Origin of the sequence: Bartonella sp. LB28NMGDW, from assembly GCF_042194435.1 — a bacterium.
GTDB classification, from domain to species: domain Bacteria; phylum Pseudomonadota; class Alphaproteobacteria; order Rhizobiales; family Rhizobiaceae; genus Bartonella; species Bartonella grahamii.
Genome location: NZ_JBHIMX010000002.1, coordinates 65,456 through 82,102 on the forward strand (window position 1 = coordinate 65,456; position 16,647 = coordinate 82,102).

Consider the following 16,647-nt stretch of genomic DNA (forward strand, 5'->3'; position numbering starts at 1 on the left):
CAAGTATGACAAAAATTTAAGTAGTTTTCATTTTTTTAGCGATTAAATATCTGTTTGGGAGCTTTATTTTTGATTATTTGGACAAAACAATATTGTTATAGAAACATCGTTAGATTAGTGAAAGAAACCAACTATTATTTTCAAAATCATATAGTGTTCTGTCTCCGCTTTTTTATCTGAAATGCACATTGTTATGAGGGGACTTCACCACTATTTTCATCTTTATAAAATAACAAATCCATTCCTTCGCAGCGTTATTGGTATATTTATTCCCATTATACTATCTGTTCGTAATAGACTCCATAAATTCCATATTGAGTCTATACATTCTTATTCTTTCGATAATTTATCTTATGATTATAACTAATAAGCTTTTTTGACTCTTAATAAGATAAATTCGAGTAAGCAAATATGACTATAATCAAAAAATCTCATTTAACAGAAAAGATAAGTTATGAGTACATGATCAATCTATCAATGAATATTATAAAAGAATTCATTGTAAGAAATAGGCTTTTGAGATGAAAAAAATAAACAAGAAGCTTTTTCGAGAGGAGAAAATATATTTTACAGAGAACTCTTTTTTAAGCACTCTGTGACGTGATTACTGATTTCAACAGAAAGATCACTCGTATACATTAAAAAACTCTAAGACAAGAAATATTCTAGAAGTTTATATGAGCTTATGGGTAAACTTTTATAACGCAAATAAAATAGGCTTTTGTTGCAATCATCATTTTTTATGAAAAATATTTGATTATGTTTTTTCTTCTAAAAATTCTTGTGGTGTAAAACAATACGTTTTTGAGCAAAATTCACATGTGACTGAAATATATTTATTTTTAACCATTTTATTGCGTTCATCAATAGAAAATCCTTCTAGGATTCCTTTAATTTTTTCGTGTGAACAAGAACATTGATCGACAAGAGAAAAAGGATTAAAAACTCTAACACCTTGTTCATGAAAAAGACGGAACAAGAGCTGTTTACTACCAACTTGGGGATCTGTTAATTCTGAACTTTCAATCGTTGCCATGAGTATTTTAGCTTCCTGCCATTGGTTATCCAATTGGGTGTGGGTTTTCGTTTCTTCTCGCTTTTGATGAGAGACATCTATTTTATGATGAGAGGATTCTTGAGGTAAAAGTTGGATCAAAATACCTCCAGCTCGCCAGCTTTTCTGCGTTTTTCCTTGTTGGTCACGATTAATTAATATAGCAACAGCCAAACGGATATCGGTAGGAATTTGTTCTGATTGATCAAAATAAATACGAGAAGCTTCTTGTAAATTTGATCCATCTAATGCAACTATCCCTTGATAGGGTTGCATATGGGGACCTTGATCAATTGTGAAGGCTAAAGTGCCTTTCCCTAAAAGTGTTTCTGAAGAGATTTGATTATTGTCTATGGCTTGTTTAAGCTGTTCTTTATCAAAACGAGCGTATCCACGTAAACTGGAAGGAGGCGAAAAATCGCATACCAACATATTAACCGGTCCATCGGAATGAGTTTGTAAAATAAATTTTCCCGTAAGCTTTAGAGAAGTTCCAAGCAGAACAGTTAAAAGTAAAGCTTCTGCTAGAAGATAAGAAACCGGTTCAGGGTATTGATGTCTGTTAAGAATAGAATTTAAAGTTTCCCCAAGTTGTACGGCACGTCCACGGATATCAAGTTCTTCGACTTGAAAGGGAATAACAGTATCATCTTCATGCAAGAAGTTGTTGTCGAGAGAGGCTTCATCTTTAGCTTGTTTACTCATAGCTTTGCCTTTTTTATATAATTTGTTGTAGAGGAGCTATTGTGGAGAGAAAAACGCATCTTGTAAACACCAAGAAAGAATTGCTTTTTGAGCATGAAGACGATTTTCAGCCTCATCGAAAACAACGGAGTGCGGTCCATCAATCACAGAATCAACCACTTCTTCACCACGATGAGCAGGAAGACAATGCATAAAAAGAGCATCAGATTTTGCTAATTTCATGAGAGCTTCATTGACTTGATAAGGCTGAAAAATAGAACGACTGCGAGCACGAAATTCTTGTCCCATGGAGACCCATGTATCGGTCATAATACAATCAGCATCTTGAGCTGCTTTTTGGGGACTATGAGTTAGTGTAAGGTGTGCTCCTCGTTCACGTGCCCAATGTATAAATTTTTCTTGTGGTTCACTGCCCTTTGGAGTAGCAATACGCAAATGAAAATCAAAAAGAGCTGCGGCCTCAATTAAGGAATGGAGCACATTATTACCATCCCCCATCCACGCGAATATTTTGCCAGCAATTGGCCCCCGATGCTCTTCATAGGTTAATATATCTGCTAAAATTTGGCAAGGATGTGTATCATCTGTAAGGGCATTAATGACAGGAATTTGTGCATATTGTGCCAATTCGAGCATACGTTGATGTTTTGTTGTTCGTAATATCACGATATCCACAAAACGGGATAAAACACGAGCTGTGTCAGCTATAGTTTCACTATGACCAAGCTGCATCTCTGAACCCGTGAGCATGATTGTATCTCCCCCAAGCTGGCGCATACTGATATCGAATGAAATACGGGTTCGTGTGGATGGTTTTTCAAAAATCATCGCAAGTGTTTTACCCATAAAAGGTTTTGAACCTTTCCCTGCTTTAAAAGACGCTTTAAGGATTTTTGCATAATCGATCAGTGCGCGCGCTATTGCTGGCGTTAAAATGGATAAGTCCGTGAAATGACGAAGAGCATTTGTCATGTGTGTAATATTTGTCTTTCTTTGTTTACTTGCGAAAGATAAGCTATTGCTTTTTCAATACGATGCAAACTTTCATCTATTTCTTCTTCCCTAATGATAAGAGGAGGCAATAAGCGCACAACGTTGTTGTTGGCAGCAACACTTAAGAGATATTCATTTTCTAAAGCATTAACGACAAGATTTGAAGGCACAACACACTGAATACCCACCATTAGGCCCATCCCCTGAACTGCGCAGATAATATCAGGATAGATATTGAGAATGTGCAAAAGTCCACTTTTTAGTTTATCCCCCATGCGCTGAACATGGTTGAGAAAATTTGGCTCTAACAAAATATCAAGAACACTATTTCCTACAGCCATTCCAAGAAGATTTCCTCCAAAGGTTGAACCATGGGTCCCAAGTGTCATGCTTTTTGCAACTTTATCAGTTGCAAGGCAAGCACCTAATGGAAATCCTCCTCCTAATCCTTTTGCGAGGGTAAGTATATCAGGAAAGACATCACTCCATTCATAAGCAAAAAGCTTTCCTGTTCGTCCTATACCCGTTTGGACTTCATCCAAAATCAATAACAGACCATTATCATCGCATATTTTGCGCAAAAATCTTAAATATTCATGAGGGACCGTTCGTATTCCTCCTTCTCCTTGAATAGGTTCAATAAGAATAGCGGCGGTATTTTTATTAATAGCGTTACGCAAAGCGATTTCATCACAAAAAGGTACTTGAATAAATCCACCAGCTTTAGGTCCAAAGCCTTCAAGATATTTTTCATGCCCAGTCGCAGCAAGTGCTGCAAGTGTACGTCCATGAAATGCCCCTTCAAAAGTAATTATTTCAATGCGTTCTGAATGACCCGCAGCATAGTAATAATGACGTGCCGTTTTGAATGCGCACTCCAATGCTTCAGTGCCTGAATTGCAGAAAAAAACCTTATCCGCAAAACTATTTGCACAAAGCCGCGTAGCAAGAGCTGATTGTTCAGGGGATTGAAAAATATTAGAAACATGCCAAAGTTTTTCAGCTTGCATTTTGAGCGCATCAACTAATTTTGGATGTGAATACCCTAATGCATTAACAGCAATGCCAGATGTGAAATCAAGATAATGTTCTCCCTTATCGGAAATAAGCCATACACCATGCCCCTGTTCAAAATGCAAATCTCGTCGTGCGAAGCATTCATAAAGTGGTTGTATAGAGACGGCATCCATCATAATTTCCTTTATATTTTAACCTTTTCAATATATATACAAAGCAACACTACAAATAAAACAACATGGTACATTTCGTTACGGTGCTTTCAACATTTCATTACGATTAATGATTACACCTATGGAATAGATCATTACACCAATTGAAAAAAAGTCAATGAAGGTTCTACAAATAAGCATTTTTGGAAAAATCCTTAAACAAAAGTAAAAGTTTAACCTATGATTGATTTGCAAGTTGGGGAAAACATTCTAAATAAACTCTTCAAGAGGTAAAGACTCTTGTCATAGAGTGAGTGCATATTGTAATTTATTATATAATAAGCAAGATGATGTGTTTTGGTTTGTAAGTCCAAAGGTTGGATGATTTTCTTATGCTCGCTTAGAGTGTAAAATTCTTTCATTCAGCGTAGTGAAAACATTATTAAAACATTTGAAGATGCAAAGGGGGAGAGCATCTTAGTGACGTAATCGGAATGGAGTGCTGGTATGGGTTGGACATGTGAACGCGTTGAGCTTCTTAAAAAGCTTTGGAGTGAAGGGTTAAGTGCAAGTCAAATTGCTGCTCAATTAGGTGGGGTCAGCAGAAACGCAGTCATCGGCAAAGTACACCGATTAAAGTTGCCAGGACGCGGTAAAACACCACAAGGAAGTGCGCGTACGCAAAAAACCCCCGTGGGAAGCAGCCCATCATCTCCACGTGTGCGTCGCAACACATCCACGGTATCGCCAATAAACACATCATCTGTAGGTATTGAAGAACCAGTTTTAAAGACAGAATTTGTAGCAGAAGATGTAAAAGAAGTTGATATGTCCACAAAATCCAATGTAGTTGTGCCTATATCACGTCAACTTAATCTTTTACAATTGAGTGAAAATACATGTAGATGGCCGGTTGGCGATCCATTATCAGCAGATTTTCATTTTTGTGGTGCAGATTCTGATGAAAATAGCCCCTATTGTGCCTTTCATGCTAAGCTAGCATTTCAACCAATATCTGAAAGACGTCGGATAAGAGTGTAATATCCTCGATTGAATCTCATATTCTAAGCCTTCTGCGCTTCGTTATTAAATTTTAATTATCGAATTATTATGAGAAAGAAATTTAATAAAGCTTTTAATGAGTGAAAAAATTTCTTCATGAAACTATTCAACGAAATTGTATCTTTTGGTGCTATTGCACAATTATGTATTGTAAAGTTATATTCCTGTTTATTTTCAAGATTCTCTTTAATTTAGTTGCACTACTTTTAACACTATCCATAGCAATATCTTTTGAATAAGATAATTTCTCATGTTTTTATTCTTCGTGTATTTAATAGAGTAATGCTGTGGTTTATAAAAATAATTTATCGCGTTGCAACCTAAATGCGACCCATCAATATCTCTTTCATTTTAAGCCTCTTATATTGAATCAATCAAAATCTTTCGTTTAAGCGTCACGAGCAAGATGAGAGCTGCGAAGAATAAAAACACTTAAAGAAAAGCATGCCTTTTATAAATGCTTTCAAGGAACAAGGGCTTCAAGGGGTGTCGCAAAATAGGCTTGGGAGCGTTGAGAAATGTTTCTTTAAAACAAGCCTGTGAATATATGCAACAATGTCATTCTGTTTTGCGTGAGGGATGTGCTCCATTAAAGAACGCGATAAACAAAAGCGTGAAGCAATACGTAGAATGTAAAATGATATATTTATAATTATTTATAAAAAATTATAAATAAGGGGATATTGTATTCAAGACTCTTACGAAATATACGAAAACAATAAATTATTACGTATAAATAAATATTAAACCTAGAACGACCACAATAACATCACTTTCCTTTTCCCGACACAAAACGGCGCAACCAAACATAAAGTGCACCTTCTCCGCCATGTTGACGCCCTGCTTGCTCAAACGCGTGGACATAATATCGAAAAGCTGGTGTTGATAACCAATACGGAACAAATCTATACAAAGTTCCATCGCTCCCAACGGATCGTCCTTTTCCTGTAATCACAAGGACATAACGTAATCCTCTCTGCTGAGAGGATTGTAGAAATTTTTTTAAGAAAAAATAAGCTTCTTCCTGCATATAACCGTGGAGATCAAGGCGCGCCTCAAGAGGATAACGACCTTGGGAAATTTTACGATGTGCAACATGATCAAAGAAATGAATCTTTTGTGCTTGTGTAACTGCCCTCTTTTCGCTTTTAATAATTGTCGAGGGTTGTTGATTTTCCTGAGACAATGAGGAGATTTGAGTTACAAGCTGTTTTTTATCATTAATATTTGCAATCGTTTCTGAAGTAGAAGAGAGCATCTTACCGTGAAGCGGTGTTATCGTACGACAAACCGTCTCCCATAAAAGGCGATCTTGTGAAGCCAATAAATCTCTTTTTTGTCTCCATTTACTTGAGGACATTTTAATTTCTCATAAATCATTGAATGCTTATGGAAGAAAAACAAAAAGTATTTTAATTTTCATTTTCTGTAGCAAAAAGCTTCCAGTTTGGATCTGATGATAAACTATTGCGAACAAAAGTCCAAATATCTCTGATTTCTACAATAGCATCAGGATCACCGTCTATACGCTCGCCCTGTTCATTATAAGTAACAGAAATCATCTCACTGACAATACGTATCGTTAGAAGTTCATCCTTTTCTTGTATTGCCGCCGCAACAAATTCGATCTTATTAATTCCAACAAAAGTGAACTCTATTCTCTCTTTATTTTTTTCTCGTTGCTCAATAGCCGTACAAAAGCTCTCAAAAACATCCTGACAAAGCAAGCTTCTAAGTTGATTGCGATCACCTTTGGCAAAAGCTGTTACAATCATTTCATAAGCAATTTGTGCACCTTTTATAAAAAATTGAGGAGAAAATTGAGGATCAATTTTATGCAATTCCCGCAAATTTTTATTCAAAATACTCCCCTCCGGTGCAATTTTATCAATTTCACTAAAGTCGTCTTTTTGTGAATTTTTCTGATGAGGGAACGAAACAATATTATCAGTCGTTTCTGCTTCAACCTGTTTTTTAGAACGACGTGAATAAGGATCAAAGGGGGGCTTTTCAAACCCAATTCGTTTCCCTAATACATTACGGAGCTGCACAAAAATAACAACCATAACAACAAGAGCTATGACAAGTATAACGTCAAATTCCATGGGCGCTGTCAATCTCCAAAGCTTAAATCTCTAATAAACATTGCAGTCAATACCATTTATCAATAAATATGTAAAATAAGGAATCCTACCATTCAAATATTTTTATAGATTTTATATTAAATGGAGTGCTCTTAAGAATTTCTCCCCTTACTCATCCAGAAGGAAATTTGCATGTGATAAAATTTTATTCTATAAATCCTCGTTTTTTTGTTGTTATCTTTCTTTGCAGTCTTTTAATCGAGATCGCTGGTTTTATCTTTGTTGGTCAAGAAATTGGTATTTTAGCAACTTTGAGTTTGGTTATTCTCACAGCCATAGTTGGGGTTGTTTTATTGCGAGTTCAAGGGTTTAGCCTTTTAAAAAACATACAAACTGAACTTATCCAAGGACGCACATTAGAGAATAATATTATTAATGATGTTTTCATCATGTTTAGTGCAATTTTACTTATTCTTCCTGGCTTTGTAAGTGATCTCTTGGGAATATTACTTCTTATTAAACCAATTCGCTCTGTTGTTTGGCATTTTTTTACATCATTACAAAACAAAATGAATCTCAATACTAAAAGAAAAAATGACGCTGAAAAAGTAATTGATCTTAACGCAGAAGATTACACAATTTATGATACGACAGAATCTCCATGGCGCAAAAATGATGATAACCATTGAAATGCCTAAAAAACCTGTAACAAACTAAAAAAATATTCAAGATAAAGAGCGCATTTCTTGCAACCTTTTGCAAGGCGTGATAACCAGTTTGGTCTTTAGATCTAAAATAAATATACATATTATAATGAGAGAGGTTCGTCGTATGGCCGAAGATGAAATGAATAACAGTGGTGGAGAGCCGGTTTTTGCTGTATTAACTCAATATTTAAAAGATTTATCATTCGAAAACCCGGGTGCTCCTCGTTCATTGCGTACACGTGAAAAATCACCACAAATTGATATCAATATTAACGTCAATGCTAACCCAATTGGTGATGACAATTATGATGTCGTTTTGTCTCTCTCCGTCAAAGCCAATGATGAAACTGAAACCTTATTTCATGTAGAACTGATTTACGGTGGTGTTTTCCACCTTAAAAACATTCCACAAGAACATGTTATGCCATTGGTCTTTATTGAATGTCCCCGTCTTTTATTCCCATTTGCTCGCCAAATTATATCTAATGCTACTCAAAATGGTGGTTTTCCACCTTTATGGATTGATCCTATTGATTTTGCAGCCCTCTTCCAAAAGCGTCTCGCTGAAGAACAAAACGACAATCAAATACAACCCTCTTAAAAAATTTATTCTTTTGCTATCATAAAGCCCCTTAATATATTATTGGTATATTAGGGGCTTTTTTTCTTTAGACGACTTTTGCGGCATGATAAGCCGCAAGCATTGCGATATTGACAACATCTGTATCGCTTCCACTAAACGGTACAATTTGGACAGATTTTTCCAATCCAATTAAAATAGGACCAATGATGGTTGCTCCACCAAGTTCTTGTAACATTTTGCTTGCAATGGAAGACGCGTGATATCCAGGCATAACCAAAATATTAGCGGGCTCTGTTAATCCCATAAATGGATATTGCTGCATCAATTTGGAATTGAGTGCCACATCAGCGCTCATTTCTCCATCAAACTCAAAATCAACCTTGCGTTCATGCAAAATATTAATCGCATCCTGAATTTGCTGTATGATCTGCCCTTTCATATAACCAAACGTAGAAAATGCTAGAAATGCTACCCGTGGTTGATATCCAAATCCACGTACAAACGAAGCGGTTTGTTCCGCTATATCCGCAAGTTCTTCAGCATTAGGATTTTCATAAACAGCTGTATCCGCAATAAACACAGTTCGTCCACGGCAAATAGCCATTGAAATACCAATCAATCGTTCTTTTGGTTTTTCATCAATCGCACGACGTATATCGATCAGCGCTGTTTCATAATTGCGTGTCACCCCTGTAACCATTGCATCAGCATCTCCTAGTGCCACCATACACGCAGCAAAATAATTGCGATCATTATTGATACGACGATGACAATCACGCAACAGCCAGCCTTGACGCTGCATCTTTTTATAAAGATAATTCGCATAAGCATCTGTACGGCAAGAAAGCTTAGCATTCATAATAGAAATACCTTCACGCTCCAGATCAATTCCAGCGATAACAGCCGCTTCTCTTACTTGCTCTTCACGACCAACCAAAATCGCTTGTCCTAATTTTTGATGAACATAGGAAACGGCCGCCCGCATAACTTGCTCTTCTTCACCTTCTGCAAAGACAATTTGTTTTGGCGCTTGACGAACATGATTATAAATCCCACGCATCATCGAGGAAGTAGGATCACGTCTCGCATTCAAATCGCGCTCATAGGCCTCTAAATCATCTATGTTCTTTTGCGCAACACCACTTTCCATTGCTGCTTTTGCTACCGCTATTGAAACAACCGTTAATAAACGCGGATCAAAAGGAACAGGGATGATATAATTAGGACCAAATTTTAATCGCTTTCCACGATAAGCTTCTGCAACGCTGTCAGGCACTTCTTCGTGCGCTAAATTAGCAAGAGCCTTTGCCGCAGCAATCTTCATGTCTTCATTAATAACTCTTGCACGCACATCAAGTGCACCACGAAATATATAAGGAAAGCAGAGAACATTATTAATCTGATTTGGATAATCGGAACGCCCTGTTGCGACAATGGCATCATGACGCACTTGCATAACCTCTTCCGGCGTAATTTCTGGATCAGGATTAGCCATAGCAAAAATGATCGGCTGTGGTGCCATGGATCTTACCATTTCAGGAGTAAGAGCACCTTTAGCAGAAACCCCAAAAAATATATCTGCACCTTCCATTGCTTCCATAAGCGTACGTTTATCTGTTTGAATAGCATGCGCAGATTTCCATTGATTCATTCCCTCTTTGCGGCCTTCATAGACCACACCCTTTGTATCACATAATATGATATTTTCGGAACGAAAGCCCATCGCTTTAATCAGTTCAATACAAGCAATCCCTGCAGAACCAGCACCATTACAGACTAACCGCGTATTTTGCATATCGCGCCCTGTTAAAGTCAAAGCATTGAGAACACCAGCAGCAACAATAATTGCTGTACCATGTTGGTCGTCGTGAAAAACAGGTATATTCATCACCTCGCGTAGGCGGCTTTCAATCATAAAGCACTCTGGCGCCTTAATATCTTCAAGATTAATTCCACCAAAAGAAGGTTCTAAATGACGCACCAAATTGATAAAACTTTCTGTATCGTTTATATCAATTTCTAAATCAATGGAATCAATATCCGCAAAACGCTTAAACAGCACTGCTTTGCCTTCCATGACCGGCTTAGAGGCAAGGGCTCCTAAGTTACCTAACCCTAAAATAGCGGTTCCATTTGAAATAACAGCAACAAGATTGCCTTTTGCTGTATAATCATAAGCTAACGCTGGATTTTGAGCAATTGCCTTAACTGGAACTGCAACACCTGGTGAATAAGCAAGTGCTAAATCATGCTGTGTTGCCATAGACTTTGTTGCAACAATCTCAAGCTTTCCTGGTCGACCACGACTATGAAAATCTAGAGCTTCTCGTTCGCTCGCACTGTAAACAGTTTGAGACATTTTCTGATCCTGCTCGCTCTCTTTCATCTCACTTTATTTTCTCCAAAAACAGTGTAAATTTTGCTTGATAATGCGTATAGTCATTAAATTTGATTCATATATTAGAAATCGCTATTCTTGCCTTAGCAAATCTGATGATGCGTTGCAATTTAGAGATAAATAGATATTGAAGTAAACAAAAAAGAGTAAAAACTTCACTTAAAGGAAACAGGCCTCATACAAATGGATAAAAAAGACAACCATAAAAATAATTTAATTCCACAGCCTGCCTCCTCATCTGCTTCCTCTCAAGAACGTCTGACACCTATGATGGAGCAGTACATAGAAATCAAAGCCGTACATCATGATTCTCTTCTCTTTTACCGAATGGGGGATTTTTATGAATTATTTTTTAATGATGCGATTGAAGCTGCTCAGGCTTTAGGAATCACACTCACAGCACGCGGAAAACATTTAGGACAAGATATTCCTATGTGCGGTGTTCCCGTTCATGCTGCTGATGATTATTTACAAAAACTGATTGCTTGTGGTTACCGAGTTGCTGTTTGTGAGCAAATAGAAGATCCTGCTGAAGCAAAAAAACGTGGCTCAAAATCTGTTGTTCGGCGTGATGTTGTTCGCCTTGTAACACCTGGAACTATAACAGAAGAAAAACTCCTTGATCCAACACGCGCAAATTATTTGATGACACTTTCCCGTATAAAAACTAGCGATGGAGAGGAATTTGCTCTTTCTTGGATTGATATCTCAACAGGCATATTTCGTGTAACAGAAAGCCGCCAAGAAAAACTTTTAGCAGATATTATGCGTGTGGATCCACAAGAAATCATTGTTGCTGATTCATTCTTTCATGATAAATCTCACAAATCACTTTTTAATGTTCTTGACCGTATCATTTCACCTCAACCTGCTTGTCTCTTTGATGCACTAACCGCTGAACGCGATATTTGCAATTATTTTAAACTCTCAACTCTTGAAGGTGTTGCTGATTATTCACGTTCCGAACTCTCTGCAATTGTAGCTGCTATTCGTTATATCGAAAAAACACAAATAACGCATCGTCCTCCCCTCATGCAGCCTGAGCGCCAAAATGAAAGTGCAACTCTTTTTATTGATGCCGCAACCAGATTAAGCCTTGAACTTATTCGTACGACATCAGGTCAACGGGATGGAAGTTTATTAAAAGCTATTGATCGCACTGTAACAGGAGGAGGATCACGCCTTCTTATTGACCGCCTTATTGCTCCCCTCACCACTCCTTCAGCTATTGATACGCGTTTGGATTCTATCGATTTTTTTCTACGTAATCCTTCTCTTGCAGAAGCGATAAAGCTTATTTTAAAAGGGGGACCAGATATGCCCCGCGCCGTTTCACGTTTGGCTCTTGGACGAGGAGGTCCCCGTGATATGGCGACAATCCAGCGCGGCTTTGAAATCATTCGTGAATTGCATCAACTTCTTGATAATGAGCTTCTGCCTCAAGAAATAAGTGATGTACAACAGATGTTCTCAAACTTACCCACAGCGTTATATTTTCATTTAGAACAAGCATTAGCTGATGATCTCCCGCTCCTTAAACGTGATGGTGGTTTTATTCGTTCAAATTATCATAAAGAGCTCGATGAAATGCGTGCTTTACGTGATGAATCGCGCCGTGTTATTGCTGAACTTCAAGCGCAATATGCTCAAGAAACAGATATTAAGACGCTTAAAATAAAGCATAATAATATTCTAGGTTATTTCATTGAAGTAACCAGTACACAAGCATCTGCTCTTACAAATAATCCACAAGCTAAAGCACGTTTTATTCATCGGCAAACAATGGCAAATGCTATGCGTTTTACGACAACAGAGCTTGCTGACCTTGAAAGCCGTATTGCCCATGCCGCCAATCACGCATTAACACTTGAACTAGAGATTTTTGATATTCTCGTTCATGAAATTACCGAACAAGTTGATTTTATTCGTAAAGCCTCTGAAGCACTTGCTATTTTAGATGTCTCTGTCGCTTTAGCATATCTTGCTGAAGAACAAGGATATTGCCGCCCTAAAATTGATCTTTCACTTACCTTTCGTATCACAGCAGGACGCCATCCTGTCGTCGAGCAAGCACTTCGCAAACAAGCAGCAGAACCTTTTATTGCCAATGATTGTGATCTCTCTGTACAAGAAAATCAGCAATATGCAGCAATATGGCTGTTGACAGGGCCTAATATGGGAGGAAAATCAACTTTTTTGCGGCAAAATGCTCTTATTGCTATTATGGCGCAAATGGGGTCCTTCGTTCCAGCAAGTTCAGCACATATTGGTGTCGTTGATCGCCTGTTTAGTCGTGTCGGGGCTTCCGATGACCTTGCACGGGGACGCTCAACCTTTATGATGGAAATGGTTGAAACAGCAACGATTCTCAATCATGCTAGCCACCATTCCCTTGTTATTCTTGATGAAATAGGGCGTGGGACATCAACCTTTGATGGACTTTCTATTGCTTGGGCTGCCGTTGAATATCTCCATGAGGTTAACCATTGTCGTGCTATTCTCGCTACCCATTTTCATGAAATGACCGCACTTACCGAAAAACTTGACAGACTGCATAATGTAACCATGAAAGTCAAAAATTGGGATGGTGATGTAGTTTTTCTTCATGAGGTCACACCAGGAGCTGCTGACCGTTCCTATGGTGTACAAGTCGCAAAGCTTGCTGGACTTCCCCCAGCCGTTATTACACGAGCAACAGATGTACTCCATCAATTAGAACAAGGTGAAATGGCTGGAAAAGGACATAAACTCATTGATGATTTACCACTCTTTTCTCTTAAAGCAACATCTCCCGTCAATGAAGCAAGAAACAAACATTGTGTACTTCACGAAGCTTTAAAAAATATCCATCCCGATGAACTCTCTCCTAAACAAGCTTTAGAAGCAATTTACCACCTCAAACAGCTTGAAAAGAGCAACCCTTTATAGAAAACGGATGTTATTTTTTATTAAAAAGCTTTCTTAATAGGAGATAAAGTATCCCTTTTTGATATGCCACAGCATAAACTGTTGTTTACCGTATTCCCATCGCTTTTCTACACAATATATTTTGATAAGTGTAATGCATATAGAGGCAAAATCCTATGTATTATATTTCATATTTCCTTAGATCAATATTGGCCCGTATACAAAAAATTGGTCAATGTCGAATATTTTTACAAGATAGTCGTTTTTTGCAAAGATTGTCATGAAATCTCCTCCACCTTGCAAATACGCAATATTTAATGAATTATGCTTTTTCATAATCAATATTATTGTTATCATAGCAACAGTTTTAGTTTAAAGCTGTCGGTGTTGGGATGCCACTCCATTTTGCATAATAACTTCACAGATAATGGGTCTCGCATTTTCTTCACATTTTAAGTTATAAAGAGCTCTTTTACTGTTTTCATATGAACCATATAATCAAATATATCACAGCAGTATTTTATTTTCCTAAACATCCTTGAACTCCTTCCCGCATCTCAAAGGATAAGGATTTTCATTCGAATCAAGTCTGCAAACAGTCCAGATTCTAAGAGATTTACCTTGACTTCCTAGTCATGTGATTCACCTAAACTCAAAGCCTGATAAACAAATCTAAGAATATTCACCACACACTAAAAAAATACTTAAATATATTAAGAAGAATACCATATATCACAGCTCTAAATGACAGTGTTTTACGGTATTGCAAGATAATGCCACCACTACAATAAATATCTTTCATAAATATGAGTAACAAGAAATCGTAATTTCGTATAAAATTGGAATATGATATGAAAAGTAATCATACCATATCTATCTTTATCTGTCTTACCTAGCTGCTAAAATAAGCAATCCTCAGCAGCTTTTAGTTGTATTGATAGCTTTTTAATCATACTCATCATGACTCGAAATATTCTGTTAAGTTCATAAACTCATAAAATAATTAGCTTAGAATATCGTGCAAAAGATGCAAAAAATCAGAATACTATCTCTCTTTTATAAGACGCGTCATTCATCTCATCAAATATTACGTACTGCACCCTTTGCAGCAGATGTGGTCATCGCTGCATAGGCTTTGAGAGCCTTTGAAACTTTACGCTGACGCTTCTCAATCGGTTGCCAAGCACCTTTTCCTTTTGCTTCCATCTTAGCACGGCGCTGCTTCATCTCAATATCATCCACCAACATATGAATTCTACGATTTGGAATATCAATTTCTATGATATCCCCCTCCTCTACCAACGCAATTTCTCCTCCTTCAGCAGCTTCTGGTGAAATATGTCCTATCGAAAGCCCTGAACTTCCCCCTGAAAAACGCCCATCTGTAACAAGTGCACAAACCTTGCCCAATCCTTTAGATTTGAGATAACTTGTTGGATAAAGCATTTCTTGCATTCCAGGTCCACCACGTGGACCTTCATAACGGATTAAAACAATTTCACCTGTTTTAATCTTATCAGTTAATATAGCTGAAACAGCTGAATCTTGGCTTTCAAAAATTCTTGCCGGACCTTTAAAAGTTAAGATTGATTGATCAACGCCTGCTGTTTTTACAATGCAGCCATCTTTTGCAAGATTTCCATAAAGAACTGCCAATCCTCCATCTTGTGAATATGCATGTTCCCTATCGCGAATCACACCTTTTTCACGATCAAGATCAAGGGTCTCATAGCGACAAGATTGGCTAAAAGCTGTCTGTGTTGGAATACCACCAGGAGCAGCACGATAAAATGTACGAACTGTTGGTTCATTAGTTTGTTTCACATCCCAACGGTAAAGAGCTTCTTTCATTGTTTTTGCGTGAACCGTATAAGTTGACGTATCAATGAGTCCTGCCGCATCCAGTTCACCTAAAAGCCCCATAATACCACCAGCGCGATGAACATCTTCCATATGTACATTCGCGACAGCAGGAGCAACCTTACATAAAACAGGAACACGACGTGAAAGATGATCAATATCCGTCATGGTAAAATCCACTTCACCTTCTTGCGCCGCGGCTAAAAGATGCAGTACTGTATTGGTTGATCCCCCCATAGCAATATCAACGGTCATTGCATTTTCAAAAGCCTTGCGTGAAGCAATAGAGCGCGGCAAGACTGTTTCATCATCTTTTTCATAATAACGTTTAACCAATGCAACAATCTGTTTTCCAGCTTCTTCAAAAAGCATCCGTCGATCTGCATGTGTTGCTAACATTGATCCATTTCCGGGAAGCGAAAGCCCCAATGCTTCCGTTAAGCAATTCATGGAGTTGGCTGTAAACATTCCTGAACAAGAACCACATGTAGGACAAGCAGCACGCTCCATTTCAGCAACTTCTTCTTCTGAATTCTGTTCTGAAGCTGCTGCGACCATGGCATCGACCAAATCAACCCTTAGATCTTGATCCTTCCATTTAATCTTACCTGCTTCCATAGGACCGCCGGAAACAAAGATTGTCGGAATATTCAACCGTAAAGCAGCCATTAACATACCAGGCGTAATTTTGTCACAATTAGAAATACAGACAAGTGCATCCGCACAATGTGCATTAACCATGTACTCTACAGAATCAGCAATGATTTCACGTGAGGGCAAAGAATAGAGCATTCCATCGTGCCCCATCGCAATTCCATCATCTACAGCAATGGTATTAAATTCTTTCGCAACACCACCGGCAACTGCTATCTGTTGTGCGACTAATTGCCCAAGATCTTTTAAATGGACATGCCCTGGTACAAATTGTGTAAAAGAATTCGCAATCGCAATAATGGGTTTACCAAAATCAGTATCTTTCATCCCTGTTGCACGCCAAAGTCCGCGGGCTCCTGCCATATTACGCCCGTGGGTCGATATTCTTGAACGGTAAGAAGGCATTATTTTTTTCCCCTCAAATAATTCCATTTTGCTTGTTGTGCTGTAACTTCATTATAAAAACAAGAG

The 16,647-nt window shown here is 37.8% G+C and carries 11 protein-coding genes; 4 read left to right on the top strand and 7 right to left on the bottom strand.

Annotation, left to right across the window (positions count from 1 at the left end; translation table 11 throughout):
- Window positions 1-757: 757 nt before the first annotated feature.
- Genes ACFIKG_RS01700 through ACFIKG_RS01710 form a run of 3 tightly spaced genes read right to left on the bottom strand, consistent with a single transcriptional unit; the run spans window position 758 to window position 3,942 of the window.
- A complete protein-coding gene (locus ACFIKG_RS01700) occupies window positions 758-1,759 on the bottom strand; it encodes an Hsp33 family molecular chaperone (RefSeq protein ID WP_375626247.1) in 1,002 nt (333 codons plus the stop codon).
- A 36-nt stretch (window positions 1,760-1,795) separates the two neighbouring features.
- Complete coding sequence (argF, locus tag ACFIKG_RS01705) at window positions 1,796-2,731, bottom strand: ornithine carbamoyltransferase (RefSeq protein WP_375625435.1); 936 nt, start codon at window positions 2,729-2,731, stop codon at window positions 1,796-1,798.
- Window positions 2,728-3,942 (bottom strand): aspartate aminotransferase family protein, encoded by a 1,215-nt coding sequence (locus ACFIKG_RS01710; protein WP_375626245.1) that lies wholly within the window; start codon window positions 3,940-3,942, stop codon window positions 2,728-2,730. Before ACFIKG_RS01710 ends, argF begins: the two co-directional genes overlap by 4 nt.
- A gap of 486 nt (window positions 3,943-4,428) precedes the next feature.
- On the opposite strand from ACFIKG_RS01710, the gene ACFIKG_RS01715 reads away from it, so the two are divergent.
- Complete coding sequence (locus ACFIKG_RS01715; protein WP_375626243.1) at window positions 4,429-4,962, top strand: GcrA family cell cycle regulator; 534 nt, start codon at window positions 4,429-4,431, stop codon at window positions 4,960-4,962.
- A gap of 790 nt (window positions 4,963-5,752) precedes the next feature.
- Here the strand turns inward: ACFIKG_RS01715 and ACFIKG_RS01720 are convergent.
- Window positions 5,753-6,343 carry a Smr/MutS family protein gene (locus ACFIKG_RS01720; RefSeq protein ID WP_375648461.1) on the bottom strand — a complete coding sequence of 197 codons (591 nt, stop codon included), beginning with the start codon at window positions 6,341-6,343 and terminating at the stop codon, window positions 5,753-5,755.
- A 52-nt stretch (window positions 6,344-6,395) separates the two neighbouring features.
- Window positions 6,396-7,088, bottom strand: coding sequence for a Tim44/TimA family putative adaptor protein (locus ACFIKG_RS01725; protein WP_375625438.1), 693 nt, complete (start codon window positions 7,086-7,088; stop codon window positions 6,396-6,398).
- 173 nt (window positions 7,089-7,261) lie between these two features.
- On the opposite strand from ACFIKG_RS01725, the gene ACFIKG_RS01730 reads away from it, so the two are divergent.
- The gene (locus ACFIKG_RS01730; RefSeq protein ID WP_375626238.1) at window positions 7,262-7,756 is read left to right on the top strand and encodes an FxsA family protein; all 495 of its coding nucleotides are present in this window, start codon (window positions 7,262-7,264) and stop codon (window positions 7,754-7,756) included.
- 142 nt (window positions 7,757-7,898) lie between these two features.
- Window positions 7,899-8,375 (top strand): protein-export chaperone SecB, encoded by a 477-nt coding sequence (gene secB, locus ACFIKG_RS01735; RefSeq protein WP_375625440.1) that lies wholly within the window; start codon window positions 7,899-7,901, stop codon window positions 8,373-8,375.
- 67 nt (window positions 8,376-8,442) lie between these two features.
- Here the strand turns inward: secB and ACFIKG_RS01740 are convergent, their stop codons facing one another.
- The gene (locus ACFIKG_RS01740) at window positions 8,443-10,743 is read right to left on the bottom strand and encodes an NADP-dependent malic enzyme (RefSeq protein ID WP_375626236.1); all 2,301 of its coding nucleotides are present in this window, start codon (window positions 10,741-10,743) and stop codon (window positions 8,443-8,445) included.
- A gap of 195 nt (window positions 10,744-10,938) precedes the next feature.
- Between ACFIKG_RS01740 and mutS the strand changes: the two genes are divergently transcribed.
- Complete coding sequence (gene mutS / locus ACFIKG_RS01745) at window positions 10,939-13,683, top strand: DNA mismatch repair protein MutS (RefSeq protein WP_375651637.1); 2,745 nt, start codon at window positions 10,939-10,941, stop codon at window positions 13,681-13,683.
- Window positions 13,684-14,742: 1,059 nt separating this feature from the next.
- On the opposite strand, the gene ilvD is transcribed toward mutS, so the two are convergent.
- On the bottom strand, window positions 14,743-16,581 hold the full coding sequence (ilvD, locus tag ACFIKG_RS01750) for a dihydroxy-acid dehydratase (protein WP_375625443.1): 1,839 nt from the start codon (window positions 16,579-16,581) through the stop codon (window positions 14,743-14,745).
- Window positions 16,582-16,647: the final 66 nt, after the last annotated feature.